Annotated in this window: 25 protein-coding genes and 1 riboswitch; of the genes, 3 read left to right on the forward strand and 22 right to left on the reverse strand. The window is 34.7% G+C overall.

Going from position 1 to position 26,306, the window contains the following annotated elements:
• Positions 1–24: 24 nt before the first annotated feature.
• Together EV145_RS05075 and EV145_RS05080 are read right to left on the reverse strand one after the other, a co-directional pair.
• A complete protein-coding gene (locus EV145_RS05075; RefSeq protein ID WP_133524133.1) occupies positions 25–1,473 on the reverse strand; it encodes an aspartate ammonia-lyase in 1,449 nt (482 codons plus the stop codon).
• An 819-nt stretch (positions 1,474–2,292) separates the two neighbouring features.
• A complete protein-coding gene (locus EV145_RS05080; RefSeq protein ID WP_133524134.1) occupies positions 2,293–2,544 on the reverse strand; it encodes a hypothetical protein in 252 nt (83 codons plus the stop codon).
• A gap of 506 nt (positions 2,545–3,050) precedes the next feature.
• Here EV145_RS05080 and EV145_RS05085 point away from each other — a divergent pair.
• Positions 3,051–4,229: a hypothetical protein gene (locus tag EV145_RS05085; protein ID WP_133524135.1), complete on the forward strand. Its 1,179-nt coding sequence runs from the start codon at positions 3,051–3,053 to the stop codon at positions 4,227–4,229.
• Positions 4,230–4,313: 84 nt separating this feature from the next.
• On the opposite strand, the gene metQ is transcribed toward EV145_RS05085, so the two are convergent.
• The 12 genes from metQ to EV145_RS05145 all read right to left on the reverse strand — a co-directional run bounded on the left by metQ (position 4,314) and on the right by EV145_RS05145 (position 15,787).
• Positions 4,314–5,132 (reverse strand): methionine ABC transporter substrate-binding lipoprotein MetQ, encoded by an 819-nt coding sequence (gene metQ / locus EV145_RS05090; protein ID WP_133524136.1) that lies wholly within the window; start codon positions 5,130–5,132, stop codon positions 4,314–4,316.
• A 213-nt stretch (positions 5,133–5,345) separates the two neighbouring features.
• Positions 5,346–5,999 (reverse strand): methionine ABC transporter permease MetI, encoded by a 654-nt coding sequence (locus tag EV145_RS05095; RefSeq protein WP_133524137.1) that lies wholly within the window; start codon positions 5,997–5,999, stop codon positions 5,346–5,348.
• Entirely contained in the window at positions 5,992–7,023 is a 1,032-nt protein-coding gene (gene metN, locus EV145_RS05100; protein WP_133524138.1) for a methionine ABC transporter ATP-binding protein MetN, read from the reverse strand. The genes EV145_RS05095 and metN overlap by 8 nt, the downstream gene beginning before the upstream one ends.
• Before the next feature lie 257 nt (positions 7,024–7,280).
• Positions 7,281–8,756, reverse strand: a complete 1,476-nt coding sequence (locus EV145_RS05105; RefSeq protein ID WP_133524139.1) for an aminotransferase class V-fold PLP-dependent enzyme — start codon at positions 8,754–8,756, stop codon at positions 7,281–7,283.
• 226 nt (positions 8,757–8,982) lie between these two features.
• Positions 8,983–9,972, reverse strand: a complete 990-nt coding sequence (locus tag EV145_RS05110; RefSeq protein ID WP_133524140.1) for a TlpA disulfide reductase family protein — start codon at positions 9,970–9,972, stop codon at positions 8,983–8,985.
• Between the two features lie 287 nt (positions 9,973–10,259).
• Positions 10,260–10,359, reverse strand: a riboswitch (SAM riboswitch).
• 291 nt (positions 10,360–10,650) lie between these two features.
• The gene (locus EV145_RS05115) at positions 10,651–11,736 is read right to left on the reverse strand and encodes an NAD(P)H-dependent flavin oxidoreductase (protein WP_133524141.1); all 1,086 of its coding nucleotides are present in this window, start codon (positions 11,734–11,736) and stop codon (positions 10,651–10,653) included.
• Between the two features lie 17 nt (positions 11,737–11,753).
• Positions 11,754–12,134 (reverse strand): nuclear transport factor 2 family protein, encoded by a 381-nt coding sequence (locus EV145_RS05120; RefSeq protein ID WP_243739201.1) that lies wholly within the window; start codon positions 12,132–12,134, stop codon positions 11,754–11,756.
• Between the two features lie 254 nt (positions 12,135–12,388).
• Positions 12,389–13,135, reverse strand: a complete 747-nt coding sequence (locus EV145_RS05125; protein WP_243739202.1) for a type 1 glutamine amidotransferase domain-containing protein — start codon at positions 13,133–13,135, stop codon at positions 12,389–12,391.
• Between the two features lie 84 nt (positions 13,136–13,219).
• The gene (locus EV145_RS05130; RefSeq protein WP_133524144.1) at positions 13,220–13,954 is read right to left on the reverse strand and encodes an SDR family NAD(P)-dependent oxidoreductase; all 735 of its coding nucleotides are present in this window, start codon (positions 13,952–13,954) and stop codon (positions 13,220–13,222) included.
• Between the two features lie 5 nt (positions 13,955–13,959).
• The gene (locus EV145_RS05135) at positions 13,960–14,178 is read right to left on the reverse strand and encodes a tautomerase family protein (protein ID WP_133524145.1); all 219 of its coding nucleotides are present in this window, start codon (positions 14,176–14,178) and stop codon (positions 13,960–13,962) included.
• A gap of 4 nt (positions 14,179–14,182) precedes the next feature.
• The gene (locus EV145_RS05140; protein WP_133524146.1) at positions 14,183–14,737 is read right to left on the reverse strand and encodes a YceI family protein; all 555 of its coding nucleotides are present in this window, start codon (positions 14,735–14,737) and stop codon (positions 14,183–14,185) included.
• Between the two features lie 477 nt (positions 14,738–15,214).
• Positions 15,215–15,787 (reverse strand): Crp/Fnr family transcriptional regulator, encoded by a 573-nt coding sequence (locus EV145_RS05145; RefSeq protein ID WP_133524147.1) that lies wholly within the window; start codon positions 15,785–15,787, stop codon positions 15,215–15,217.
• A gap of 207 nt (positions 15,788–15,994) precedes the next feature.
• Here EV145_RS05145 and EV145_RS05150 point away from each other — a divergent pair, with 207 nt between their 5' ends.
• Positions 15,995–16,393: a DoxX family protein gene (locus EV145_RS05150; protein WP_133524148.1), complete on the forward strand. Its 399-nt coding sequence runs from the start codon at positions 15,995–15,997 to the stop codon at positions 16,391–16,393.
• Positions 16,394–16,596: 203 nt separating this feature from the next.
• A complete protein-coding gene (locus tag EV145_RS05155; RefSeq protein ID WP_133524149.1) occupies positions 16,597–18,186 on the forward strand; it encodes an ABC-F family ATP-binding cassette domain-containing protein in 1,590 nt (529 codons plus the stop codon).
• A 98-nt stretch (positions 18,187–18,284) separates the two neighbouring features.
• Here the strand turns inward: EV145_RS05155 and EV145_RS05160 are convergent, their stop codons facing one another.
• From EV145_RS05160 to EV145_RS05195, 8 genes are all read right to left on the reverse strand, one after another.
• Positions 18,285–19,052 carry a LytR/AlgR family response regulator transcription factor gene (locus EV145_RS05160; protein WP_133524150.1) on the reverse strand — a complete coding sequence of 256 codons (768 nt, stop codon included), beginning with the start codon at positions 19,050–19,052 and terminating at the stop codon, positions 18,285–18,287.
• Positions 19,033–20,049, reverse strand: coding sequence for a sensor histidine kinase (locus tag EV145_RS05165; protein WP_133524151.1), 1,017 nt, complete (start codon positions 20,047–20,049; stop codon positions 19,033–19,035). Before EV145_RS05165 ends, EV145_RS05160 begins: the two co-directional genes overlap by 20 nt.
• 363 nt (positions 20,050–20,412) lie before the next feature.
• Positions 20,413–21,174, reverse strand: a complete 762-nt coding sequence (locus EV145_RS05170; RefSeq protein ID WP_133524152.1) for a DUF1223 domain-containing protein — start codon at positions 21,172–21,174, stop codon at positions 20,413–20,415.
• Positions 21,175–21,293: 119 nt separating this feature from the next.
• Positions 21,294–21,704: an organic hydroperoxide resistance protein gene (locus EV145_RS05175; RefSeq protein WP_133524153.1), complete on the reverse strand. Its 411-nt coding sequence runs from the start codon at positions 21,702–21,704 to the stop codon at positions 21,294–21,296.
• A gap of 59 nt (positions 21,705–21,763) precedes the next feature.
• Positions 21,764–22,768: an alpha/beta fold hydrolase gene (locus EV145_RS05180; RefSeq protein WP_133524154.1), complete on the reverse strand. Its 1,005-nt coding sequence runs from the start codon at positions 22,766–22,768 to the stop codon at positions 21,764–21,766.
• Positions 22,769–23,086: 318 nt separating this feature from the next.
• Positions 23,087–23,500, reverse strand: a complete 414-nt coding sequence (locus tag EV145_RS05185; RefSeq protein WP_133524155.1) for a cupin domain-containing protein — start codon at positions 23,498–23,500, stop codon at positions 23,087–23,089.
• Between the two features lie 171 nt (positions 23,501–23,671).
• Positions 23,672–24,964, reverse strand: coding sequence for an epoxide hydrolase family protein (locus EV145_RS05190; protein WP_133524156.1), 1,293 nt, complete (start codon positions 24,962–24,964; stop codon positions 23,672–23,674).
• A 550-nt stretch (positions 24,965–25,514) separates the two neighbouring features.
• Positions 25,515–26,258, reverse strand: a complete 744-nt coding sequence (locus EV145_RS05195; protein WP_133524157.1) for an SDR family oxidoreductase — start codon at positions 26,256–26,258, stop codon at positions 25,515–25,517.
• Between the last annotated feature and the right edge of the window lie 48 nt (positions 26,259–26,306).

The following is a 26,306-nucleotide window of genomic DNA, read 5'->3' on the forward strand; positions in this document are numbered from 1 at the left end:
GGTTATAAGTTTTTAAGTTGAGAGTTATTTTTGACCTGTTAAGCTAGCTGGATCCAGAAGTTTTTTGATTTGGTCTTCTGTCAGCAGTTTCTTTTCGCGAATAAGCTCCAGAATTCCTTTATTTGTAGCAAGTGCTTCCTTAGCCAGTTCTGTTGTTTTTTCATATCCCAACACCGGATTAAGGGCGGTTACAATACCAACACTTCTTTCCATATAATGATTTAAAACATCTTTGTTTACTGTAATACCGTCAATACAATTTTTTCTGAATAATGGCATTGCTTTAAAAAACAGTCCTTGCGATTCCATCATTGCAATTGCTTCGATTGGTTCATAAGCATTTAATTGCAATAAACCAGACTGAGCGGCAAGAGTTACGGTTAAATCATTTCCTATCACTTTAAAGCAAAGCTGGCCCATAAGTTCTGGCATTACAGGATTGACCTTACCCGGCATGATTGAAGATCCAGGCTGAAGCGCCGGTAAATTAATTTCAAAAATACCCGTACGAGGTCCAGAAGCCAGAATAATAAGATCACTGCTGATTTTTGCTAATGCAACAGCCATACTTTTAAGTGTCGATGAATACATTACAAATCCTTGCTGACTAGTAGTTGCTGCAATAAGGTCTTTACTCATTACAATAGGTTTTCCTGTAATTTTAGCCAAATGTGTCGCTACTTTTTCTGCATAACCTGGTGAAGCTGTAATTCCTGTACCAATCGCTGTAGCTCCCATATTCTGTTCGCATAAAAAGACTTCGACTTTGCGCAAAGCATTAATTTCGGCATCAAGCTGATTTCCAAAAGCATGAAACTCTTGCCCAACTGTCATCGGTACAGCATCCTGACCTTCTGTGCGTCCCATTTTTAATATATCTTTGAATTCATCTCCTTTTTTATGAAATGACTGCGAAAGCAATTGGGCTTCTTTGATAAGTTTATCGTTGTGAAGCAATAATGCCACTTTTATTGCAGTTGGGTAAACATCATTTGTAGATTGTCCCATATTTAAATCATCGTGAGGTTCTATAAATTGATATTCTCCTTTTTTATGACCGCTCATTTCCAGCGCAATATTGGCGAGAACTTCGTTAACGTTCATATTAGCAGATGTGCCCGCACCGCCCTGATACAAATCTACCAGAAACTGATCGTGATATTTTCCGTCTATAACAGCCTGACAGGCTTTTTCGATTGCTGCGAGTCGGTCTTTTTTTAGTCGGCCAACATCAGCATTTGCTCTTGCGGCTGCTAATTTTACCATTGCAAAAGCTCTTACATAATCAGGATAAAATTGTGTTGTCATCCCGCTTATCTGGAAATTCTCTAATGCACGGGCCGTTTGAACGCCATAATAGGCATTATTAGGAATTTGCTTTTCACCCAAAAGATCTTTTTCTGTTCGTGTCTGCGCATTTAGGGAGACAATAAACAAACCGCACAGTATTAAATATTGTATTTTTTTATTCATGGTTTCTATTTTTTTGTTGGTATCTTTTTAGAACTATCGTTTTTTTTTATGCAAATCGGGTATACAATAATTTGTGATTCAGAAGTTTGTCTATTTACAATGAAGCGTAACAATCTCTTTCTCTATCACGGATTTCAATACTTTTTTTACTCCATCATCTCGACCAGGTATGTAGTTTAGGAACAAAAGACAAATTAGAATGGTCAAATACCTTGTCTTGACCATGCTTAAAAACTTTTTTTTCATAATAACTATAGTTTAAAATTCCTTGATTACAAGAAATGAATTCAATTATTGGGACAAAAGTTTGGCTTGTATTTAATGAAAAGAGGCATTTAAGTTCAGATCGTAACGCTACTTGTAGAATGTAATGGCGTATAAATGCGGATAAAAAAAATATGGCGTAGTACTAATCTTAGAAAAAATTGACAGCCCTTTTAAAAGGAAATTCATCTTTTTTGAATTTTATTCTAATTGACCATAAATTTACAAAGTAAACTCAAATAAAAATTCAACTTTTTGTTTCATTTTATAATTTGCAACATCATAAAAAAAGCCGTTATTTATAAGAAATAACCTTGTAAACTATTGCAAATACTGTTATTTTAAAAAAAAACAGCCTTAAACAATCGTTAAAGCTGTTCCTTATTTCATTTTTTTAGGGCTTAATAACAACTTTGATTTGAACAATGAAAAAGATTTTTTCGAATTAAATTTCTCTTTTGGAAAATTGGAAATTCCTAAAAAAAAATCTCATTTATAATAAAATGAGATTCTGTAACTAACAAAACAAATAACTACAACTAACTTTAAAAATATTTATTTTTTATCCCATCCATTTCTAATCAAATAAATTAAAATTTCTTCTTCTAATTCTTTAGCTAAATTTTCAGCTTCCAGTTTATATTGAAAGTATTTCTCAAATTTTTTCTTGTACTTCTCTGTTTTGAGTGTACTTGCGCAGTAATCATCGCAGATTGTTTTAAAATTATCATCTAACAAATACAGAATCTTTAGAGATTCTAAATATTCTGAAAACTTTAAATTATATAACTCTTTGGGAACAGACATACTATACAATTTATAAAATTAAATGAATTCGGATTTTGCCTAAAACAAAAGAAATTTAGAGCTAAATTATTTTATAAAAAACTACATTCCAACAACATACATATTCTAATATTTCATAAAGTTAAGTTACAATAATCCTTAAAAAATATTATTTTGGTGCAAGTCTGTTTCAAATTATAAAATGAAACCGAATGCTTTTGAGCGGCTTAAAATGCATCATTTTTATCAAAAGGATTTTTTTAGATCAAATTTTTTAACATTCGTACGATAATTGCAGATTTACAATTAAAAAGCAACATCAAATTGTTAAAATTGAACCATATTATTTCTTCTTCTGAATAAAAAAAAATAATAAACATTCTTCTAATTATTTTTCTTCATTGCTGTTTCTGTTTTAAAATAAATCCTATTCTGCTACAAAAAAATAGAATTAGCGCTCCCAAACGAACACATCTTACTATATATTTGTTGATATCAAATTTTCAATAATCAATTTCTGCTAAAAAATGAAAGAATATAAAATAGCCAAAGTATGGGCAATTGTAATTTATATATGTGCTCCCCTGCTTATTGCCCTTTTTGTTTTCCTATTGCTAATGCCATTAATACCTGCAACTAAAAATGATCTTGCTCCTGGAGCGTACTGGTTTATGGCTGCGCTTTCAATTTTAATGATTGTGGTGTTTACGTTTGCACTTTTAGATACCATAAAAGGGAAATTTGTAATTGATCGAAATAAAATTTATTCGGTAACCACACTTTCAAATAGGGAATTATTACTTCATGAAATCAAAGGTTATAGAACAAATGACAAATTCATTATTATAGAACCTAAAAACAAGGATAAAAAAAATATCAAAATCAGTACTTATTTTAGCAAAACCCATGAAATAAAGGAATGGCTTTTGACCAATAATTATCCCGACTTAGATTTAAGCCAGGAAATTGAGGACAGAAAAGCCATTTTAAACAATCAGGAATTTGGCTGGAATGAATCAGAACGAGAAAAAAAACTGCTTACGGCGGGCAAAGTTGCAAAAATCGTTAACGTAATTGGATCGGTTGCGGGCGGATGGCTGTTGTTTTTTCCAAAACCATATGAATATGCCATAATTCCTTGTATTATATTCCCTATCCTTTGTTTGATTGTTTTGAGAAATTTCAGAGGCTTGATTAAGATTGATGAAAAAAAGAACAGTGCTTATCCAAGTCTTTTTTGGGGATTTTTTGCCACTGTTATGGCATTGTTTCTACGAAGCTTGATCGACTTTGAAATATTAGATTATGCTCCGGTATGGATACCCATGATTGTTATAGCCTCGATTTTTATTGCACTTTTACTATTTTGCACTCAGGAAAACAAATACGATAAAGCATCAGATTATTTAGGTGCCTTCGGTATTTTGCTAATTTCTTTCTGCTATGCTTACGGTGCTTTTATAACAGTAAATTGTATCTATGACAAATCAGAACCAGAAGTTTTTAATGCCGTAATTTTGGACAAGACGATAAGCTCTGGTAAAAATAAAAGCTATTATTTAGAACTTACGCCTTGGGGACCGCGAAAAGAAAACGAGCGTGCTACTGTTTCTAAGGACTTTTATAATAGTCACCAAGTAAATGAGGAAGTCGAAGTTTATTTAATGAAAGGAAGGTTTGAAGTAGCTTGGTTTGAGGTGAATTAAAAATAATTCATTTCTTTCAACCAAAAAAAAGACAGATACAATCAATTAGTGATCGTATCTGTCTTTTTTTTTAATGCTTTAAAACTACCAGCCTTTTACAGCGCCGCCTTTAAATTCCTGTTCAGCTGCTTTTTCAACTTCTGCAGATTGAAAAGCTTGCAAAAACTGTTTTACTCTCTCATCGTTTTTATTGTCTTCGCGGCTTACAACTAAATTCACATAAGGTGATTCTTTATCTTCAACAAATAAAGCATCACGAGAAGGAACAAGCCCAGCTGCAGAAGCAAACGTATTATTAATAATCGCGATTGAAACATTCGCATCATCTAAAGCGCGTGGCAATTGCGGTGCTTCTAATTCTAAAATTTTTAAGTTTTTAGGATTACTGATAATATCTGTTACTTTAGGTAGCAGACCAACCCCATCTTTCAATTTTAACAAGCCGTTTTTCTGCAAAAGCAATAAAGAACGTCCTCCGTTTGTTGGGTCATTCGGAATAATAATTGTGCTCTCGCTTTTCAATTCCGAAAGGTTTTTTATTTTTTTCGAATAAGCCGCAATTGGATAAACGAATGTTTTTCCGATAATTGCCAATTTATAACCGCGCTGTTTTGATTGTTCGTCTAAATAAGGTTTATGCTGAAAAGCGTTAGCATCAATATCTCCTTGGCTTAAAGCTTCGTTTGGAATAACATAATCATTAAAAGAAACCAACTCAACTTCTAATCCGAATTTTTCTTTTGCTACTTTTTTAGCTGCTTCAGCTACTTTTAATTCTGGCCCAGAAGCAACTCCAACTTTAATAAAATGCGGATCATTATTTTTGCTTTTCCCGCAGTTTGATAAAACTAAAGCCAAAGCCAAAACTCCAGCAGTTTTTAAAATATTTAGTTTATTTTTCATTTATATATTCTTTTTAATTATTTATCTTTCTCTTACTTCTTGCTTCTTGCTTCTTGCTTCTTGCTTCTTTCATCTTTCAACTTTCATCTTTCATCTTTCATCTTTCATCTTTCAACTTTCGACTTTCGACTTTCGACTTTCGACTTTCGACTTTCGACTTTCGACTTTCGACTTTCGACTTTCAACTTTCAACTTTCGACTTTCGACTTAAACCTATCTATGGTCAAATCGCTTTGATAATCTATCTCCCGCAAACTGAATCAGGAATACTAAAATCACCAGCAATGCTAAAACCGAGTTCATTGTTACGGCATCATAACCAATGTATCCGTATTGATAACCAACTTGTCCTAGTCCGCCTGCACCAACAGCTCCTCCCATTGCCGAATAACCAACAAGTGTAATTAAGGTAATTGAAGCCGCATTTATTAAAGAAGGCAAAGCTTCTGGAAGCAAAACTTTATATACAATTTGAAACGGAGTTGCTCCCAAAGCTCTTGCCGCTTCAATTAATCCTGAAGGCAAACTCAGAAGACTGTTTTCTACCAAACGTGCAATAAACGGCGCTGCACCAATACTCAACGGAACCAAAGCTGCACTCACTCCAATTGAAGTTCCAACAATAGCGCGCGTAAATGGAATCATCCAAACGATTAAAATAATGAACGGAATGGAACGAAAAACATTTACCAAAACCGATAAAGTTCTGTTTAAAACCGGCTGTTCTAGAATTTGATTTTTACGAGTCAAGAAAAGTAAAATTCCCGTTGGAAGTCCTAGCAAAAAACCAAAAAAGCCTGAAACAAATGTCATAACAATGGTTTCCCAAGTTCCTTTTAACAATAAATCTATAATTGAATCAGACATAACCTATAATTTCTGTTTTAATGTGTTTTGAATTAAAATATTGAATTGCTGCATCATAATTTTCGCGTTTCCCTGAAAGTTCAATCAGCATAACGCCAAAATTAACCTCGCCTGCCTGATCCATTTGGGCGCTGACAATTTTAAAATCAGTATCGAAAAGTCTTGAAACTTCTGAAATAACAGGTTCATTTACTGATTTTCCTGTCATTTCTAATTTCAATAACGGATTACGATTTCCATTATCTTCTTGTTTTAATTTCTCCTGATAAACCGTCGGAATATCTATATGCAATGAAGAAGAAATAAATTCTCTTGTCAGTTCGTGTTTTGGATCAGCAAAAATTTCGCCCACACTTCCCTGCTCTATTAATTCTCCGTGACTGATAACGGCCACTTCATCACAAATTGATTTTACAACTTCCATTTGGTGCGTAATCAGCAAAATGGTAATATTCAATCGTTTATTAATATCTTTTAATAAGTTCAAAATTGATCTTGTGGTTGCAGGATCAAGTGCACTTGTTGCCTCATCGCATAAAAGCACTTTTGGATTATTAGCCAAAGTTCTCGCAATCGCAACTCTTTGCTTTTGTCCTCCCGAAAGACTTGCCGGATAATCGTTTGCTTTTTCTGCCAAACCAACTAATTGCAGTAATTCGGCAACTCTTGTGTTAATTTTGCTTTTTGAAATTCCAGCTAATTCCAACGGAAAAGCAACATTTTCATAAACCGTTCGAGACGAAAGCAGATTAAAATGCTGAAAAATCATTCCGATTTCTCTTCGTTCAATCGCAAGTTCCCTGTTTGACAACTGCATCAAAGCTTTTCCATCAACAATAATTTCTCCCGAAGTTGGGCGTTCCAATAAATTAACGCAGCGTATCAGCGTACTTTTTCCTGCTCCTGAAGTTCCTATTACGCCAAATATTTTTCCCGGCGGAACTGTAAGCGAAACATCTGAAAGTGCTGTGACAATCCTGTCTTTCTGATGAAAAGTTTTGGTTACATTTTTTAATTCAATCATTCCTTATTCAAGTTTAAAAACAAAAAAGCCTTTCAAATACTCATGAAAGGCTTTAGAAATAAATACTATTATTTTATATAAAAGCCAGATCAACAAAGTGCATTACAACATTACAGCACATTATATTGCTGTTATGATAATTCCTCATATTCTGGTTATTTTTTCTCATTGCGGTTGCAAATTTAAACAGTTAATTTCAATTTTAACGCATAAATCACTAAAACTTTTATTAACCTATCAAAATAATAGACTAAATTTTAATCGAGTTCAAACCATTCGTTCACTTCACGTGCAATTGTATCCGTAATTTGAGGGTTTTCAAATTCATTCGAAGCAGGATTATATAGGTAATCTTTTTGCCATTTCTTATAATGCACAGCCACTTGTTCGATTGCGTCACAAATAAACAACAGCTCTTCATTCGTCATAATGGGATGAAGCGATAAACGAACCCAACCCGGTTTATTGGTTTGATTTTTCTCTGATAATTCACTTGTAATTACATTCGAATGCTTTTCATCAATATTAAAAAGATAATGTGCATATGTACTCGCACACGACCAGCCACCGCGAACCTGAATTCCGAAACGGTCATTTAACAGTCTCACAATTAGATTATAATGAATATCTTCAATTACAAATGAAACACAGCCAATTCTTTTACTTTTTAAATCACCCAAAATAGACAAACCTTGTATTTTTTGAAGTCTGTAAAAACAAATGTCCAATAGTTCTTTTTCTCTTTTGGCAATCTGCTTCACTCCCATTTTTTCTTTTAATTCTAAAGCCAAAGCCGTTCGAATTACCTGTAAAAACCCCGGAGTTCCACCGTCTTCTTTTACCTCGATGACATCACTATACGAATAATTCCCAAACGGATTTGTCCATTTTACGTTTCCTCCGCCCGGATTATCTGGAAATTCAGCGTTGTATAATTTTTCATTAAAAACCAAAACACCGCAAGTTCCCGGTCCGCCCAAAAATTTATGAGGCGAAAAGAAAATAGCATCTAATTGCTCTTCTGGATTTTTAGGATGCATGTCTATTTTAACATAAGGCGCCGAAGCTGCAAAATCAACAAAACAAAATCCACCGTTTTGGTGCATGATTTTGGCCAATTCATGATAAGGCGTAATAATTCCAGTTACGTTTGAACAAGCCGTAAACGAACCTATTTTCAAACTTCTGTCTGCATATTTTTTTATTTCTGAAGAAAGAATTTCTGGATCAACCAAATTGTTTTCATCAGCGGGCAAAATCACAACATCAGCATTGGTTTCATACCACGAAACTTGGTTTGAATGATGTTCCATATGCGTAATAAAAACGACTGGTTTGTCCTTTTCATTTCCATAATTTTTTCTCAAACCTATAATACGCTGCAGTTTTGATAAAGCCGCCGTCATTCCGGTTCCGGCAGTAACTAAAACATCCGATTCATTTGCGTTAACCGATTTTTTAATAATTTCCCTAGCATGCTGATAGGCATAAGTTGACGTTTTTCCTGTCTGACTTGAAAGTGAATGCGTATTGGCAATCATTGGACCAATTTTATTGAGCATTATATCTTCAATCGGAGCGTATAATCTTCCACTGGCAACCCAATCTGCATAAAGCAAATTTTGCTCACCATAAACCGATTCAAAACTATGATTTACTCCTATAGTGTTTTCTCTAAATTTAGAGAAGTAACACTCCAACTCTATTGGCTTGGTTGTCTCAATTGCATTCATTTCCTTATCATTTAAAATTAACTAATTGTATTGTTTAAAGTTCTGTTTGTCATTCCGAGGAATAAAGCTACCCACAATCTTGTCATCTCGACGAAGGAGACTCGAGCGCTAGCGAATAGACGAAGTAGATCCTCGCAAGTAGCTCGACAAAGATTATCGATTATGATTGTGGAGTTTCTTGCGAAGATTCCTCGTTCCTCGGAATGACAAGATTATAGACAACCTTTTAAATCTTTTTCTCTAAAAGCCTTTTAAGTGTTGACTGTAATTCTTCTCCATGAAGATTTTTTGCCACAATGATTCCGTTCGAATCCACTAAATAATTGGCTGGAATTGCTCTTACACCATATAATTTGGCAATCGCACTGTTCCAGAAAAGTAAATCTGAAACCTGAAGCCAATCTAATTTATCGTCTTGAATTCCTTTAATCCAGCTTTCTTTTTTTCTGTCCAAAGAAATACCTATTATATTAAAACCTTTGTCGTGGAATTCTTTGTAGACCGCTACAATATTTGGATTTTCTCTTCGACAAGGACCGCACCATGAAGCCCAAAAATCAACTAAAGTGTATCCTTTCAGGTTTTCTGAGAAACGAACGGGCTTCCCTTCCGGATTATTGGAAGTAAAATCTGGGGCTTTTTTACCAATCGCTAATCCGCTGAGTACGGTCACCAGTTCTTTCAATTCTTTTACGTAAGTAGTACTTTGCAAGCTTTTATCCAATAAAGCAATATTTTGTGTGATTTGCTCCGGAGTCAATCTGTACGACCAGTTTCTGTACAAAACATAAGCAGAAACAATCGACGTTGGATGTTCTGTGATGAATTTGCTGATTTCTGGGTCTTTCTCTTTTTTATATGCTTCAAACAAATCCTGTGAAACTGAACCTGTTACTGTTGAAGTATTGTAATATTTCTTCGGACTTAATTTTACCGTAATTGGCTCTTTTTCAAGGAAAATATACAATGGTGAACTTGCCGAATTTACAGTTAAACCATATAATTCAGGCGTTTGTACTTTCGTTTTAAAACTAAAATTTCCGTCTTTAACTTTTACCGAATCAATCGTAGTAAACATTTTGTTGTGAAACTTCTGCAGATAAACATATTGAACCACTGTATCAGCAACAGTTCCTTTTAACTGCAAATTATTTTCCTGCGCCTGTATTTGCATTAATCCGCACAGTAAGGCAAAACCTAGTAAAATTTTTTTCATTTTTTTTTGATTTTTAGTGAATAGTAAGCTTAATATTTTCATAGTGATTTAAATTTAAATTGGACAAAAGAATTCTAGGGCCAATGTTAAAAGGCCGGAGCAGATGCTGTTAAAATGTGAAATGTGAAAAAAATTAGTGTCTTCGCATTCGGAAAACTTCAAGATTACTTTTTTGAAAGCATAAATTCAAACGATCAGAATGGGCTTGTAATAAAACTGACTTAGTTTTCATTTTTAATAAATTGACTTTAAAATTGATGATCTTATTCAGATTCTAAGCGAAATCTTTCTTATCTGTCCGTTTCCGCGGAAGGATTTAGCACCTTATTTAGCAACAGGTTGCTAAGACTTCATTGGGCCTATTCCCTCAGTCTTTCTGGATAAGTATCATTACAGAAATTTTCTGCGTTACAAATATATATTAATTCTACCGAATTAGTCAAGTTTAAAATTGTTTTTTTTTCAAATTATTTTTGATTGGTTTTAAAACTGGAATTAATAAACTTAAAAACAGACATTTATAAAAATTGTATTTTTTGATTTTACGAACGAAATTGATGTGTTTAATTGGAAAAAAGCGCTAAAAGTAGCGTTCTTAAGCAAAAAAAAAACTCATTCCGGTTCTGAAATGAGTTCTAGTTTGTTATTCCGAAGAAAGAGAAAAGAAAAAAGTTCTTCTTATACTTTCAATCCATCAAAATAAGCTGCAGTTTCTTCAATTAAAGACTCCATAAGTATTCCCGCCTTTCTATGTTTTAAAATAGGCGAAATCTGTCCGCCCCAAAACAATATCATGTCCCATTTTTGCTGATCGAGCGCCGCTTTTCGCAACGGCGACATAAAAGTAGTCTGTAATGGAAATGGCAATATATCCATTTCTTTGCCTGTAATTTCTTTCGCAATTCGGCTGGTGATGCCTCGTCCTAATCTTCCGGTGTAAGCGCGTGATAATGTGGTGTATTTTGAAGCATCTGAAAAAAGCATTTCTCTGTGTATTGGCAATGCGTTTGATTCTTCAGTCGCTAAAAATGCCGTTCCTAATTGTGCTGCACTTGCTCCTAAAGCTAATGCAGCGGCAATTCCTTTTCCGTTGGCAATTCCTCCTGCTGCAATAACAGGAACTTTTACTTTTTCTCTGATCAATTGCAATAAAACAAAAGTTCCGGTTACAGATGATTCAGCAGAAGCCAAAAAAGAAGGTCGGTGCCCACCGGCTTCAAAACCTGAAGCAATAATCATATCAACTCCTGCATTTTCTAAAAATAGAGCTTCATCTAAAGTTGTAGCTGCTCCCACGGTTACAATTCCTAATCTTCGGCATTGCTCTAAAACATCTTGAGACGGAACACCAAACATGAAACTGAAAACTTTTGGACGAATATCTAAAACAACTTCCAGCTGATTTTCGAATCGGGATTGAAAAGATGCTGGTTTTTCGGGCAACGGAATGCCGACTTCGTCAAAATAAGGTTTAAACAGTTCTTTTGCCTTGTTATATTGTTCGTCTGTAATGCCTTCCGGATTCATATCTGAATCGGATACCCAAAGATTTAAATTATAAGGCTTATTCGTTAACGCTTTTATTTGCTTGTCTGCCTCAAGAATTTCCTGCGGGCTCAACGTATAAGCGCCATATCCGCCCAATCCGCCTGCATTTGAAACCGTTGCTACAAGTTCTGCCGATGACAAATTGCCACCAAAAGGCCCTTGCAATATAGGATATTGAATTCCTAACAACTCTGAAGCTTTTGTATTGTACCACATCACTTTAAAATTTAAAATTATTCGCTTAGATTAGTCAGCATTTTATTGACAATGAGCCACTTTCCATCAATCTTATGGAAAGATAAAAAATCCCGATAATTAAAATCATACATTTTCACATTAAGCTCTGCAATCGCAATTGAATTTACGACTTTTATGCTCAATATTTCGCCTTTAAAAGGTTTTCCTGAATCTTTTGGACTTTGTCTATTTTTTACGCCATCTAAATAAAGAGCTTCGGTTTTAAAATAAGGCTGTCCATTAACGTCTCCAAACACAAAGCTTCCCGGATAAAAAATGCTTCCCAAAAGCAGAACATCACCTTCATAAATTCCTTTAAAATAATAGTTTTCAACTGCGTCTGTAATAGCCTCTGTGTCTGAATTATGAGTTTTCATTGTGTTATTGTTTTGTGCTTTTATTCCCCCTGTATTAAAGAGTAGAAAAGCGATTAATAAAATTATTTTTGATACTGACAATTTTGATTTTTGTATTTTCATGATTTTTCAGTTTATAATTACAATACAAATTTCAAAAGAAACAGCGAGATGACTGCGTGATGTACATCACTATTCAATCTTATCATAAACCTATTTAAACTATTAAAAAAAGATCTGGTACAGTTGTCTTTCAAACCGTACCAAATCATTACTTATTTTATTTTTGATAATAATTTAGTCGCTACTTCTTCAGAAGATTGCGGATTTTGACCTGTCAATAATAAGCCATCTTCCACCACATAAGAACTCCAGTCAGAACCTTGAGAAAAGTTACCGCCACGTTCTTTTAATTTATCTTCCAATAAAAAAGGTACCACTTTGGTTAATCCAACGGCTGCTTCTTCATTGTTAGTGAAACCTGTTACTTTTTTTCCGGCAATAAGATATTTTCCACTTTTGTCTTTAACATTTACCAAAGCTGCCGGTGCATGACATACAAAAGCGATTGGTTTGCTATTATTGTAAAAATCCTGAATAAGTTTTATCGAGTTTTTATCACTAGCCAAATCCCACATTGGACCATGACCTCCTGGATAGAAGACTGCGTTGAAATCTTTTTGTTTTACACTGGTAATTTTCACTGTACTTGCCAAGGCATTTTGCGCCTTTTGATCTGCATAAAAGCGTTTAGTTGCCGGAGTTTGAAAGGATGGGTCATTACTTTTTGGATCAATTGGAGCCTGTCCACCATTTGGAGTAGCAATTACGACTTCAATTCCTTTATCTAAAAAGTAAAAATAAGGTGTTGCAAATTCTTCAATCCATGAACCGGTTAATTCCCCAGTGTCACCTAATTTATTGTGTGAAGTTAAAACAAACAATACTTTTGTTTTTTTGTTCTCCTGCGCAATAACTGCAAGATTACTTATTGCAAAAAGAGCAATAAATACTGATTTCATTATATTTTTCATTTTTCTTATTATTTATGCTTCAACACTTTGTATTGCTACAAAGCATCGAAGCAGTTATTATTCTTTTTTTAATTAATTTAAGTTGTGGCCTGCTCCTTTTCCTCCGTCCACATTTATAATTGATCCGGTAATAAAATTGCTTTTTGCAACAGTGTAAACCATTTCGGCCACATCATCAATCTCTCCTACTCTGTTTAATAAATGTAAACCAGCATTTTGATCGGCTTTATCACCGTGCATTGGTGTTCTGATAACGCCTGGGGCAACGGTATTGAAACGAATGTTTTGTTTTCCAAATTCTGCTGCTAGTTGAATTGTCAATGCATGAATAGCACCTTTGCTTGCAACGGGAGCCGAAGCCGGCCATCCGCCCAAACCGTGATTGACCAATGGTGTTCCAATATTAATAACAACACCGCCTTTTTGTTCCAGCATTTGAGGAATCACAGCCTGAGTGGTAAAATAAGTTCCTTTTAAATTGGTTGTCAAAAATTTATCTAAATACGCTTCGTCAACTTCTAAAAAAGGTTTGCTATCAAATATTCCGGCATTGTTAACCAAAACATCTACTGAACCGAATTTTTCGATCGCAATTTTTACTAATTGCTCACCTGTTTGTTTGTTGCTGATATCTCCGGCATACATTGCCAAATTATCCCCTCCGCCAAATTCATTAAAAGCAATTTCTAATGACGCTGGTGTTACTGAATTGATGACAACATTATCTCCTCTGTCCAAGAAGTATTTCGCGATTCCTTTTCCAATACCAGATGCTGCTCCAGTAACGATTATAGTTTGTTTTTTCATGATATTTATTTTTTATCGGCAGTAATGCCTTTTTCTCTTAATACTGATACTTGTTCTCCTGCGTAACCCCAATCATCAAGTTCAACTTCCTGAATTACAATATGGGTTAAGTGCGGATCTTTGTTTAATACTTCTGTAATCAAATTAGTAATACCGCTTATTAATTGCTGTTTTTGCTCACGTGTTACGCCTTCGCGAGTCAATTCTAATTTTACGTAAGGCATGGTTTTAGTTTTTAGATTGTTCTGAAAAAATGGCTTCGGCAGTGATATTGAAATCCAATTCGAAGTCGTTGTAAATTAAGGTGTCTCCCAAATCTTTGAAGAAATTTCCTGAGCGGAATTTGATATCGTATTTGGTACGGTCAATAATCATTTTGCCTGTAAGGGCAATTGCATTTCGATTGTTTTCTAATGTTGCGTCAAAACCTACAACATGCGTAATGTTTTTTATGGTAAGATTACCTTCAAGATGAAAAATGCTGTCCGATACTTCTTTCACTGAAAGAACATCAAAAGCTGCTGTTGGAAATTTTTCGATTGAGAAAAAATCGTCTGAGGCAAGATGACCAGCGAATTGTGTATTTGTTGCCGGATCTGTTACATCCAGAATTTTAATAGAAGCTGTATCAATTACAACTTTCCCTCCTTTTACTTTTCCATCCTCTACGATGAAATTACCTTCTTTGATACCAATTGTACCATTATGTGCACCGGTTACTTTTCTTCCAGTCCATTCTACGTTGCTATTTGAGCTTACGATTTTAAAATTTGTTGTTTCCATTGTGATTGTATTTAAGTGTATTTAAAACTACAGTACAAAGGAACGGCGACTATGGAAATGGGTTACGTGATGTAGATCACATTCTTTTTTTTGAGGTGCTAAGGTGCTAAGATACTAAGGTGCTAAGATTCTAAGATGCTAAGATTCTAAGATGCTAAGGTGCTGAGTTTTTTATGCTGCTATCGAATGAAACATAGCCAGCGGTTTCAACCGCTGGGACGTAATGTTTGAAACGTAAATACATTGCTTGCAATTAAAATCCCTGTGGTTGAAACCACAGGCTATATTTGATTTCACTTCTCATTTTTGTCATTTCGGAGGAACGAGAAATCCTCGCAAGTAACTCAATAAAGTTTGGATTCTCATTGTGGAGCTTCTTGCGGAGATCCCTCGTTCCTCGGGATGACAAACTACACGGAAAAATAGGAACTAATAAAAAATCATATTTAATCCCGTTAATCTGTGCCAAAAAAACCTTTACGAATTATAAAGCCTGCTCAGGGTTTCTCTTGAAACACCTAAATAAGCAGCAATCAAATGTTTTGGGACAAGATTATACAATTGCGGATATAAAGCCAAAAGCTCTTCATAACGTATTTTGACGTTGTTATTCATGAAAGATAAAAGTCTTTTTTGAGAAGCGATGTAACCCTTATTCGTTCTCCAGCGGAAAAAATGTTCCACTTGATGAAACTCCTTGCAAAGTTTTTCGCGGTCCTCGTTTGACAGGCAAAGCACTTCGGCATCGGTGATGCAGTCAACGTTTATGGTTGCTTCCGTTTTATTGTATAAAGCAGTATAATCTGATGCCCACCAAGTTGGCATTGCGAATTGCAGTATGTACATTTTGATTTCATCATTAATAAAAAAAGCCTTCAAACAGCCCGAAATCACAAAATATTCGCAGTTTACTTTATCTCCAGCACCAATAATCGTTTGGCCTTTTTTGAAAGATAAAGGCTTGAAATGAGAAAAAAAGTAATCAAACTCTTTTTCTGTTAATAAGGCGGTTTTTGCAATATGCTGCTGTAAAAGTTCTTTGGCTTCCATTCTTAAAATTGAAATAAAACTGATTCAAAAAGTAATTCTCAAAGTTACAAAATCGATATTACATCTAAACAGATTGCTTTATTGAAAACTTAAAGTCAAGTAATGTCTGATTCAAAGCTTAAAATGTCCGTTTCACTAAAATAGCACTATGTTTTCTGCTGGTTCTAACGCAATTTTGACCTGTTTAACAACTTAAAATTTAAAATCATGAACACAAAAACGACTAAAATTATTTACTGGACGGGAATCATTTTAACTTCATTATGGTTTGGTGCCAGCGGATTTTTTGAACTTACAACCAACAAATTAGTTTGGGAAATTACACAGCAATTGGGTTATCCAGCACATTTCATTTACATTCTTGGCGTAATGAAAATCTCAGGCGTAATCACATTATTGATTCCGAATAAATTATTGCGATTGAAAGAATGGGTCTTTGCAGGGATTTTCTTTGACATCATTTTTGCTTTCTTCTCAAAATTAGTTGTATTAGGGTTTCCTGCCACAATTGATGCCATTATTGCTTTTGCAATGGTCAGCATTACGTATGCCATGTTTAGAGAATTATACACAGCAAATTACAGCCAAAATGCAATTGTAAGCTAATCCTAAAGCTTTTTATAAAAATAAAGCGTCTGGAGAAATTTTTCCCAGACGCTTTTGATTTGTTTTACTTTTAAAACATTTCTTATCTTTGTACTTTCAAATAAAATACTTCCTGTAAATGTGAATAAATAATTTCTTTCAGATATAGAGACAGCAAGCCAGACTTTGGTTTTGCTCATTTATTAATGCTTAAGAAAGAGATTATGATCATTCTACAAAACATTTCATATACACATTCTAATAAAGAACTGCTGTTCAACGCGATCAGTTTAACAGTAAACACAGCCAATAAAATTGCCTTAACAGGCCATAATGGTGCTGGAAAATCAACTTTGCTTAAAATTATTGCAAAAGAATTATTTCCGTCAAGCGGCACAATCGAAGTCGAGGCCGAACCGTATTATATTCCGCAAATTTTCGGACAATACAATCATCTGACTATTGCTGCCGCTTTGCAGATTGACCAAAAGCTTGCCGCTTTTCATGAAATTCTGAACGGAAATGTCAGTGAAACCAATTTAAACCTGCTCAACGACGACTGGACAATTGAAGAACGCTGTAATGAAGCTTTATATTACTGGAAATTAAATGATTTTGATTTAAATCAGAAAATGGAATCTTTGAGTGGAGGCCAGAAAACAAAAGTATTTCTCGCCGGAATTGCCATTCATCAGCCAAAACTTGTTTTACTTGACGAACCCAGCAATCATCTTGATATTGAAGGAAGAAATTTATTATACCAATTCATTAAATCTTCAACAAGCACAATGCTGATTGTAAGTCACGACCGAAAACTACTGAATTTACTCGATACAACCTGCGAATTAAAGTCAAACGGAATTAAAACCTACGGAGGCAATTATGATTTTTATTTAGAGCAGAAGAACATCGAAAAAAATGCTTTAACGCAGGATATTCATTCCAAAGAAAAAGCACTCCAGAAAGCCAAAGAAAAACAGCGAGAAACAATCGAAAGACAGCAAAAACTGGATGCGAAAGGCAAAAAGAAACAAGAAAAAGCCGGAGTTGCCAGGATCATGATGAATACTTTAAAAAATAAGGCGGAAAACAGTTCATCAAAAGCCAAAAGTGTTCATGACGAAAAAATTGGCGGTATATCTCAAGAATTGCGCGATTTACGCGAGGGAGTTTCGAGTTTAGATAAAATGAAATTTGGCCTTGACAATTCACGCCTGCACAAAGGAAAAATAATCGTTACAGCTGAGTCGCTGAATTACATCTATAAAGACGAAGCGATTTGGAAAACCAATTTGAATTTCCAGATACTTTCTGGCGAAAGAATCGCTTTAAAAGGAAATAACGGCTCAGGAAAAACAACACTGATCAAATTGATTTTAAACGAAATAAAGCCAAAATCAGGAATTCTGAAAATTGCAGATTGCGAAAGCGTTTACATCGATCAGGATTATTCGCTTATCAATAATGCAATGACCGTTTATGAACAGGCGCAGCAATATAATGCTTCGGGTTTTGAAGAACATGATATTAAAATGAGACTGAACCGTTTTCTTTTTGGCAAATCTGATTGGGATAAACCTTGTCAGTTTTTAAGCGGAGGTGAAAGAATGCGCTTACTGCTTTGCGGTCTGACAATCGCAAATCAGGCACCCGATTTAATCATTTTAGATGAGCCTACAAACAATCTTGATTTGCAGAATATCGAAATTCTGACCAATGCTTTAAACGAATATCAAGGTACACTGATTGTAGTTTCACACGATGAAACATTTTTAAAAGAAATAAATATAAGTAACAGTATTACTTTAATTTAGAGTGTTTTATATAAACAAAAACTTGAGATTTAATTAAAACCTAATCTCAAGTTTTTTTCAATTTATTAATCAACAATTTATAATTAACAATTAATAATTCATCTGTTTTCCAGCCAGCTTAAAAAAGCGGTTGCTTTTTCTTTTCCAACCAATAATTTTTCTTCTGTCGGGATGCTTAATTTGATCAGGAGCTTTCGCGAAAAATAGTGCTCCGCTTCTCTTATTGCCGAAAAATTCACTAGATATTGTCTGTTCATTCTAAAAAACTGAATAGGCGACAATAACTTATGAACCTCGTCTAGCGATTGCGTAATTTGATATTCTGCTTTTTCAAAAGTCATAATCGTAGGCGTTTCGTTTTTGATGTAGAAAAATGCAATATTCTCGGTTTGAATCGTTTGGTATTTATTATTTTTAAAAACCAAAAAACTGCTTTTACCTGTATTTTCGCCAGTTCTTGTCAAAAGATAATCAAAATCTGGCATCATTTTTTTATTTCTTTGGAAGAAATTCTTCAGCTCGCCTGCTTTTTTGATAGCCTGTGAAATACTGTCTCGTGAAAACGGCTTTAAAACATAATCTATTCCGTTTGACTTAAAAGCCTCAATCGCATAATCATCAAAAGCAGTACAGAATATGACCGGAGACAATACCTCAACATTTTTAAAAATCTCAAAACAAAGTCCGTCCGCCAGCTGAATATCCATAAAAATAAGATCGGGCTGATCATTTTCTAAAAGATAACTCACAGCGCCGTCTATGCTCTGAATGTACGATAAAATCTGAGCATCAGGCCTGATGCTCAATATAAGCTGACCAAGTGCTTTGGCCGTTTTTACTTCATCTTCAATTATTATGATATTCATAAATAAGTGGTATTTTGACTTTAAAAGTAGTTTCGTTTTTATCAATTTCGATTTCCTTGTGAACCAAATGCATAAAACGCTGATTAATATTATCCAGGCCAACACCAGTCGATAAAGCACCGCGTTTCAGCTGAATTGGATTCTCAATAACCAAAAAATCATCTTCGGTATACAATTTAATTCGCAATGGCTTATCTAAAGAAACAATATTGTGCTTGATACAGTTTTCAATCAGCAGCTGCAACGAAAATGGCGGAATTGCACAATCATATTGTTTTTGATCTATCTTATTCTGTACTTCAAATCCGTCTTCAAAACGCGCTTTCAGCAAATAAACATAAGAATCCAGGATCTGAATTTCCTCTTTTAAAGGTATCAAGTCAAGCTTTCGGCTCTCTAGTGTAAAGCGGTAAAAATCAGATAATTTCAAAATAAAATCTGAGCTCTGCGGATCCTGAATATCAACCATCGATTTTAGCGTATTCAGACTATTAAATAAAAAGTGCGGATTAACCTGCTGTTTCAAAAGCTCGTATTGCGCACCTAAATTTAAAGCTTTGCTTCGCTCGAGTTCCACTCCTATTTGTTGGGTTTGATAATTCTGAAAAAGCAAATGCAAAAACATATATACAATCAAATTAATCAAAACGCCGCGCAGCTCAAACATAATTGGCGCATCCATTTTAGAAACTTGAAAAAGCTCCTGATGCGCGACTACCAGAATCACCATCAGCAAAATCCCCATTACAACACTCAGCAACAACTTCCAGTTAAACAAACTTTTAGCCATATGATGGGCTGAAAATTTCGGCAAACTGTAAATATTGTAATACCAAATAAAAAGAGAAAACAAAAGCGTAATCGAAGAGTTGATTACGATATCGCCAGGCGTTGAAGCCATGTCAAACAATTTTGGTATCGAAGCAAGAATTGCAAGTGCCACAGAACTTCCCCAAATAACGCGGCGGGAAACCTGAAAGCGTTTTACTTTTTCCATAGATTTTTTTGTTTCAAGTTGTAGGTTTCAAGTTTCGAGTTTGATATATTTCATCAAAGATAACAATAAAATAATGCGGTTTTTATCGTAAAAAACAGAATTACAAACTTAAACCTTACACTATTTCTCTTAGAAGACATTATTAACTTTAAACTTTATATAATGTATATAAAAATATTGGTATTCAATAACTTAATAATTTAAAAATATCAATACTGACATTTCGTCAGAGTTAAAAACGAGCTGTTTTTGAATCAAATTCTGGAGAAAATAGCTGGTTTTCAATTAAGCAGAAAAATTCAATTATCATCTTAAAGAAAAATCAGAGATCTTAATCAAAAACCATTTTGCCTCTCCTCTATTCTACAATATATTTTGTGTAAAAACTGCTCGATCAGCGGTCAAAATAATTCCTGAATTCATGTTTTGTACAAACCCGATTACTTCAAAATCTTTTGTATTAAAATCTTTTGGCAAAGCCAAAGAAGCAGTTCCTTTTGAATTTCCAACCAAAGCAAAACTATTCAGACTTCGGACAATTTGAAAATGTGATAAAATACGATTGGCATTCTCTCCTCTTTTCACATTGCTTTTTGCCGATTTCTGAACAACCGCAATAAATAAACGATTGTTTTTTAGAACTTTATTAAAACTGTAATTTACATTTAGTTTATTATCCTGTGTACTGGCTTCTAAATTAATGTCGGTATTTGCAGGTTTTGAAAGTGCTGCGCCTATTCCGTTTTGAACAGCCGTTTCCTGTGAACCTATATAATCGATTTTTCCGTTGATAATAAGCTGTGGCGTATAAATTGGCTCTTTTTGCATAAATTTTGCATAATCGTATTGTCTTTTGGTGTTTGAAGCACTGCTAAAAATGTCTTTCCAGCCCTGCTTATCCCAGTAATCAACATGATAGGACAAAACATATACATTGCTGTCTTTATATTCTTTTTGAATTTTACCCAGCAATTCATCCGCCGGAGGACAGCTCGAACAGCCTTCAGAAGTATATAATTCTAAAAGAGCAAAACCTTTTTTATCTTGATTGTTTTGGCTGAAAATGGTGTTTCCAATTAAGAGAAACAGCATTATAAAAACGCTTATTATTTTTAAATTTTTCATGATTCCTATTTTATTTCCTGCAAGGTTTTTAAAACCTTGTAGGTATATTTTTTTATTTAGAAAGTCTATATGTTAAACCTACAAGGTTTTAAAAACCTTGCAGGTTGACAACTTAGAAATTAAAGAATATTTAGCTCAACGTTTATATTTCCTCTTGTAGCTTTTGAGTAAGGACAAGTTTGGTGCGCTTGTGCCGCCAAAGCTTCTACAGTTTCACGATCAATTCCCGGAAGACTGATATTTAAACGTGCCTGTAGGGAATATTCCCCTTCTGTTACACATAAATCAACCTCAGCATCTACCGCAGTATCAACTGGAAGTTTAATTCCTTGTTTTGAGGCAGCAATTCCCAAAGCGCCAATAAAACAAGCCGACCAGCCCGCTGCAAATAACTCCTCCGGATTTGTGCCTGGACGTGATGATCCCGGAGAACTTAATTTGATATTCAATTGATCATCTGAACTTTGAGAAGCTCCTTCTCTACCACCTGTTGTGTGTGTTTTTCCTGTGTATAAGATTTTTGTTTCCATGTTTAAAAAAAATTTAGATTGTTGATTTTAAATTTTAGATTATTTCTAATTTTTAGTTTTTAATTCTTGAAACCGTCTACGTCAATTATCGCTTGAGCAAATGATTTTGGATCTTCTTGCGGAACGTCGTGCCCTATTCCTTTTAAGATTCTGTGTTCGTATTTTCCTGTGAATTTACTAGCGTATGCTTTTCCATCTGCAAAAGCACCGTCAAAATCACTTCCTATTGTAATTGTTGGGACTTTAATTACTGGTTTTGAAGCCAGACGTTTTTCCAAATTGTCGTATTTTGATTCGCCAGCCTCTAACGATTGTCTCCATCTGTAATTGTGAATTACAATTGCTACGTGATCTGGATTGTCAAAAGATTGCGCCGTTTGATCGTAAGTTGTTTTGTCGAAATTCCATAACGGAGAAGCGATTTTCCAGATCAGTTTGTTGAAATCGTACGTATTTTGAGTGTAACCTTGTTTTCCTCTTTCGGTTGCAAAATAATATTGGTACCACCAACCTAATTCGGCTGTTGGCGGAAGCGGTTTTAAATTCGCTTCTAAATTCACCACCAAATAACCGCTTACTGACACTAAGCCTTTCACGCGTTCTGGCCAAAGCGCCGCTGTAACAACCGCCGTTCTTGCTCCCCAATCAAAACCACCAATTACAGCTTTATCTATTTTCAGCGCATCCATAAAAGCGATAAGATCACTCGCTAATGCCGCTTGCTGTCCGTTTCTGAAAGTTTCTTTTGAAAGAAAGGTTGTTGTGCCAAAACCTCTTAAATAAGGCGTAAAAACATGATATCCTTTTGCAACTAAAATCGGAACGACTTCATTGTAACTGTGAATGTCATAAGGCCAGCCGTGAAGCAAAATAACTGGAGTTCCATTTGAGGGACCGGCTTCAGTATAGCCAACATTTAGTAATCCGGCGTTGATTTGTTTTAAAGCCCCTAGTGAACCCTCTTGTTTTCCTGTCTGTGCAATGGATACTGCATTTACTAAAAGAAAAGCAATTAAAAGAACTGCATTAGTAAAACTGTTTTTGATTTTTAATATCGTTTTCATAATTTTTATTTTTTGATTAGTTGATTATCAGTTAATTTCTTCGTCAAAGGTATCTTGACAATGCTTGTTTTAAAAGAAGAAAAAAGGTGAAGTGGACAAAGTTTGAGGTGAAATGGACAGCCTTTGAGTTATGAATTATGAGTTATGAATTATGAGTTATGAATTATGAGTTATGAATTATGAATTATGAGTTATTGAATGCTGGTGATTTAACCGCAGATACTGAATAAAACTTTGCGCCCTTTGCGTATATCTTTGCGAACTTTGCGGTTAAACTATTCGCATTTCAACCTGAAACTTGAAACTTGAAACTTTAAACTATTTCTTCAAAACCAAAATAGGCTTTCCTTTTTCTACAATGTAAGTTGCCAATTCTGAAGCTTTTGAATCTGTATTATTTCGTGCCGAGTGAATAACTCCAGCTGGAATAAAAAGCACTTCTCCGGCTTTTAAAGTAATTGGTGCTTGCCCTTCTACTTCATATTCCAACGAACCATCTAATACATAAATAATTTCTTCACCCGGATGCGAATGTTTCCCAAAAGCCGAATGTGCTTCAAAATCTATTCTAGCCTGAACCGCTTCGCGTCCTGGAACGCTTAAATCGTGTTTTTGTAGATCAGTACGTTTTATTCCGGTTTGCGCTGCAATTTGATTCGGAATCAAAAAGGCGATAATTCCTAAAATGATGATTGCGATTATTACCCAAGTTTTTTGTTTTTTAGTTTCCATGATTTTACTGTTTAGTTTTTATTTAAACACATAGAAACATAGCTTTTCTTTGTCTGTAAAGGCGTTTCACTTGTTTTGAACAAACATAGCTAGGTATGAAAATTTAAATTTTTCAAGCACCTTTTACTACGCTTTAAACCTATGTCTCTATGTGTTTAAAAAAATATTAGATTATTTTCTCAATGATTTAAAAGCCGCACGAAGTTCAACTGAAAACAGTTGTGGTTCTTCCCAAGAAGCAAAATGGCCACCTTTGTTTACTTCTTTAAAATAAATCAGGTTTTTATATGCTTTTTCGGCCCAAGTTTTTGGTGCCTGATATATTTCACCTGGGAAAACGGTTATCGCAACCGGAATCTTGATTTCAGCCGTTCTTTGTTCTACTGCATTGAAGTTATTATTGTTGTTCTCCCAATATAAATTAGCAGATGAATTCGCTGTATTCGTAAACCAGTAAAGCGAAATATCATCCAGCATTTCCTCTTTAGTAAGCGATTTTTCGGCATTTCCTGCGCTGTAGGTCCATTCGTTGAATTTATCTAAGAAAAACGAAGCCAAACCAACAGGAGAATCTGTAAGCCCGTAACCTAAAGTCTGCGGACGCGTCACCATCATTCCGGCATAACCACCTCCTTTTGTGTATAATTTATTAAGAGAATTAAAAGCTGCATTTTCTTTAACCGATAATCCTTTTGGTGCCGGATCTCCGTCTTTAAGTGCTTTGGCAACATCAGCCGGAACCGTTGCAGGCATGTTTACGTGAATTCCCAATAAACCTTCAGGAGCTTGGCGCGCCATCGCATCGGCAATTACAGAACCCCAGTCACCACCTTGCGAAACATAGTGTTTGTAACCCAAACGTTTCATTAAAACATCCCAGGCATTACCAATTTTCTCTGGTCCCCAGCCTGTTCCTTTTGGCTTTTCAGAAAAGCCATAACCCGGCATTGAAGGAATAACCAAATCAAAAGCATCTTCCGCTTTTCCGCCATACGCTGTTGGATCTGTCAATGGGCCAATTACTTTTAAAAGTTCAAAAAAGGAACCCGGCCATCCGTGAGTAATAATTAACGGTAAAGCATTTTTATGTTTTGATTTGATGTGAATGAATTGAATATCCAATCCGTCGATGTTAGTTATAAACTGAGGCAGTGCATTTAGTTTGTTTTCTGTTTTATGCCAGTCATAATCAGTTCCCCAATATGTAACCAGATTCTGAATCTGTTCTAGTTTTACTCCTTGTGATTGATCTGTTACTGTTTCTTTCTCTGGCCATCTGGTCGCATTGACACGATTGCGAAGTTCTGTAATGGCTTCCTGCGAAACGCTGATGTGATAAGGACGAATTAAATCCGATTCGGTTTTAGTATTATTCTGTGCAAATGATATTGCAGAAGCCAAAATAAAAGTTCCGGTTGCAATAGCATTAAAAAAACTATTCTTGTTTTGTTGAAGTGTTTTCATTTTTTTGATTTTTAAATTATTTGAATATCAGTTAATTTCTTCATCAAAAGTATTTCGATAACCCTTCTTGCGAAATGAGAAAATAGCCCAAACGGACGAAGTTTGAGGTGAACTGGACAGGCTTGGGGTTAGGAGTTATGAATTATGAATTATGAGTTATGAGTTATGAGTTATGAATTATGAGTTATGAGTTATGAATTATGAGTTATGAATTATGAGTTATGAATTATGAGTTTTTGAATGCTGGTGATTTAACCGCAAAGCACGCAAAGGTTTGGCTCTTGAGGCTTTATAAAAACGCAAAGATCGCAAAGCTATGTGTGTAATAACTTTGCGACCTTTGCGTATTTTTTTTTGCCACAGATTGAAAGGATTAAAATGATTCTCTTCCGCAGATTCTGCGTAAAACAAAAAAACTTTGCAACTTCGCGACTTTGCGAGATTAAAAAAAATTAGCGTTCCGAGGCTTCGGGATTACGCAAACCTAGCGCCCTTTGCGGTTAAATCATCAACTTTCCAATTTGAAACTTGAAACCTGAAACAAACTAAATTAAGCCAAAACCATTCCTCCATCCATAATAAAATCAGCTCCGGTGATGAATTTTGCTGCGTCACTGCTTAAATACGAAACCATTTTAGCAACATCTTCTGATTTTCCCATTTGTTTTAGTGGAATATTATCTACAATTGCATCCATAAGTGTTTTAACTTCTTCTTCATTTAAACCTATCTTTTTCATTATTTCCGTTTCCGTTGGGCCTGGGCTAACTGAATTTACTCTGATTTTTTTTGAAGCTAACTCCAAAGCAGCAATTTTCACAACTGCATTAAGAGCAGTTTTACCAGACGAATAAATTGAGGTGCCTGCATAGCTCATGTTTGCAGTATTAGAAGAAAGGAACACAACTGATGCACCGTCCTTTAAAATTGGTATAAATTTGCTTAAGGTAAAATAAGCTCCTTTAAAATTAATATTGATTATACTATCAAATAAAGCTTCTGTAGCTTGCTCAATTGTTCCTTTGTCTGTAATTCCGGCATTGATAAAAAGAATATCGACTTGACCAAAATCTTCTTTTACTTTTGATGCCAAACTTTCAATATCAGAAACACTTGATTGATCTGCCGTAATTGCTGTAACGCCCAATTCTAGTGCTGCTTTTTCAATTGCTTCTTTTCGTCTTCCGGTAATAACAACCGTTGCTCCCTGCTCTTTTAATTGTTTTGCTGTGGCATAACCAATACCGCTGTTTCCGCCTGTAATTACGGCTACTTTATCTTTTAAATTGTCCATTATTTTATGTTTTAAAATTAATGGGACAAAGTTAGATTAGAAAAGAGG

This window comes from Flavobacterium sp. 245 (genome assembly GCF_004362055.1).
Taxonomy (GTDB): Bacteria; Bacteroidota; Bacteroidia; order Flavobacteriales; family Flavobacteriaceae; genus Flavobacterium.

Coding starts and splice junctions, on each gene's coding strand:
- EV145_RS05075 (WP_133524133.1), bottom strand. CDS start 1,473: ATGAATAAAAAAATACAATATTTAATACTGTGCGGTTTGTTTATTGTC.
- EV145_RS05080 (WP_133524134.1), bottom strand. CDS start 2,544: ATGTCTGTTCCCAAAGAGTTATATAATTTAAAGTTTTCAGAATATTTA.
- EV145_RS05085 (WP_133524135.1), top strand. CDS start 3,051: ATGAAAGAATATAAAATAGCCAAAGTATGGGCAATTGTAATTTATATA.
- metQ (WP_133524136.1), bottom strand. CDS start 5,132: ATGAAAAATAAACTAAATATTTTAAAAACTGCTGGAGTTTTGGCTTTG.
- EV145_RS05095 (WP_133524137.1), bottom strand. CDS start 5,999: ATGTCTGATTCAATTATAGATTTATTGTTAAAAGGAACTTGGGAAACC.
- metN (WP_133524138.1), bottom strand. CDS start 7,023: ATGATTGAATTAAAAAATGTAACCAAAACTTTTCATCAGAAAGACAGG.
- EV145_RS05105 (WP_133524139.1), bottom strand. CDS start 8,756: ATGAATGCAATTGAGACAACCAAGCCAATAGAGTTGGAGTGTTACTTC.
- EV145_RS05110 (WP_133524140.1), bottom strand. CDS start 9,972: ATGAAAAAAATTTTACTAGGTTTTGCCTTACTGTGCGGATTAATGCAA.
- EV145_RS05115 (WP_133524141.1), bottom strand. CDS start 11,736: ATGTGGTACAATACAAAAGCTTCAGAGTTGTTAGGAATTCAATATCCT.
- EV145_RS05120 (WP_243739201.1), bottom strand. CDS start 12,134: ATGAAAACTCATAATTCAGACACAGAGGCTATTACAGACGCAGTTGAA.
- EV145_RS05125 (WP_243739202.1), bottom strand. CDS start 13,135: ATGAAATCAGTATTTATTGCTCTTTTTGCAATAAGTAATCTTGCAGTT.
- EV145_RS05130 (WP_133524144.1), bottom strand. CDS start 13,954: ATGAAAAAACAAACTATAATCGTTACTGGAGCAGCATCTGGTATTGGA.
- EV145_RS05135 (WP_133524145.1), bottom strand. CDS start 14,178: ATGCCTTACGTAAAATTAGAATTGACTCGCGAAGGCGTAACACGTGAG.
- EV145_RS05140 (WP_133524146.1), bottom strand. CDS start 14,737: ATGGAAACAACAAATTTTAAAATCGTAAGCTCAAATAGCAACGTAGAA.
- EV145_RS05145 (WP_133524147.1), bottom strand. CDS start 15,787: ATGGAAGCCAAAGAACTTTTACAGCAGCATATTGCAAAAACCGCCTTA.
- EV145_RS05150 (WP_133524148.1), top strand. CDS start 15,995: ATGAACACAAAAACGACTAAAATTATTTACTGGACGGGAATCATTTTA.
- EV145_RS05155 (WP_133524149.1), top strand. CDS start 16,597: ATGATCATTCTACAAAACATTTCATATACACATTCTAATAAAGAACTG.
- EV145_RS05160 (WP_133524150.1), bottom strand. CDS start 19,052: ATGAATATCATAATAATTGAAGATGAAGTAAAAACGGCCAAAGCACTT.
- EV145_RS05165 (WP_133524151.1), bottom strand. CDS start 20,049: ATGGAAAAAGTAAAACGCTTTCAGGTTTCCCGCCGCGTTATTTGGGGA.
- EV145_RS05170 (WP_133524152.1), bottom strand. CDS start 21,174: ATGAAAAATTTAAAAATAATAAGCGTTTTTATAATGCTGTTTCTCTTA.
- EV145_RS05175 (WP_133524153.1), bottom strand. CDS start 21,704: ATGGAAACAAAAATCTTATACACAGGAAAAACACACACAACAGGTGGT.
- EV145_RS05180 (WP_133524154.1), bottom strand. CDS start 22,768: ATGAAAACGATATTAAAAATCAAAAACAGTTTTACTAATGCAGTTCTT.
- EV145_RS05185 (WP_133524155.1), bottom strand. CDS start 23,500: ATGGAAACTAAAAAACAAAAAACTTGGGTAATAATCGCAATCATCATT.
- EV145_RS05190 (WP_133524156.1), bottom strand. CDS start 24,964: ATGAAAACACTTCAACAAAACAAGAATAGTTTTTTTAATGCTATTGCA.
- EV145_RS05195 (WP_133524157.1), bottom strand. CDS start 26,258: ATGGACAATTTAAAAGATAAAGTAGCCGTAATTACAGGCGGAAACAGC.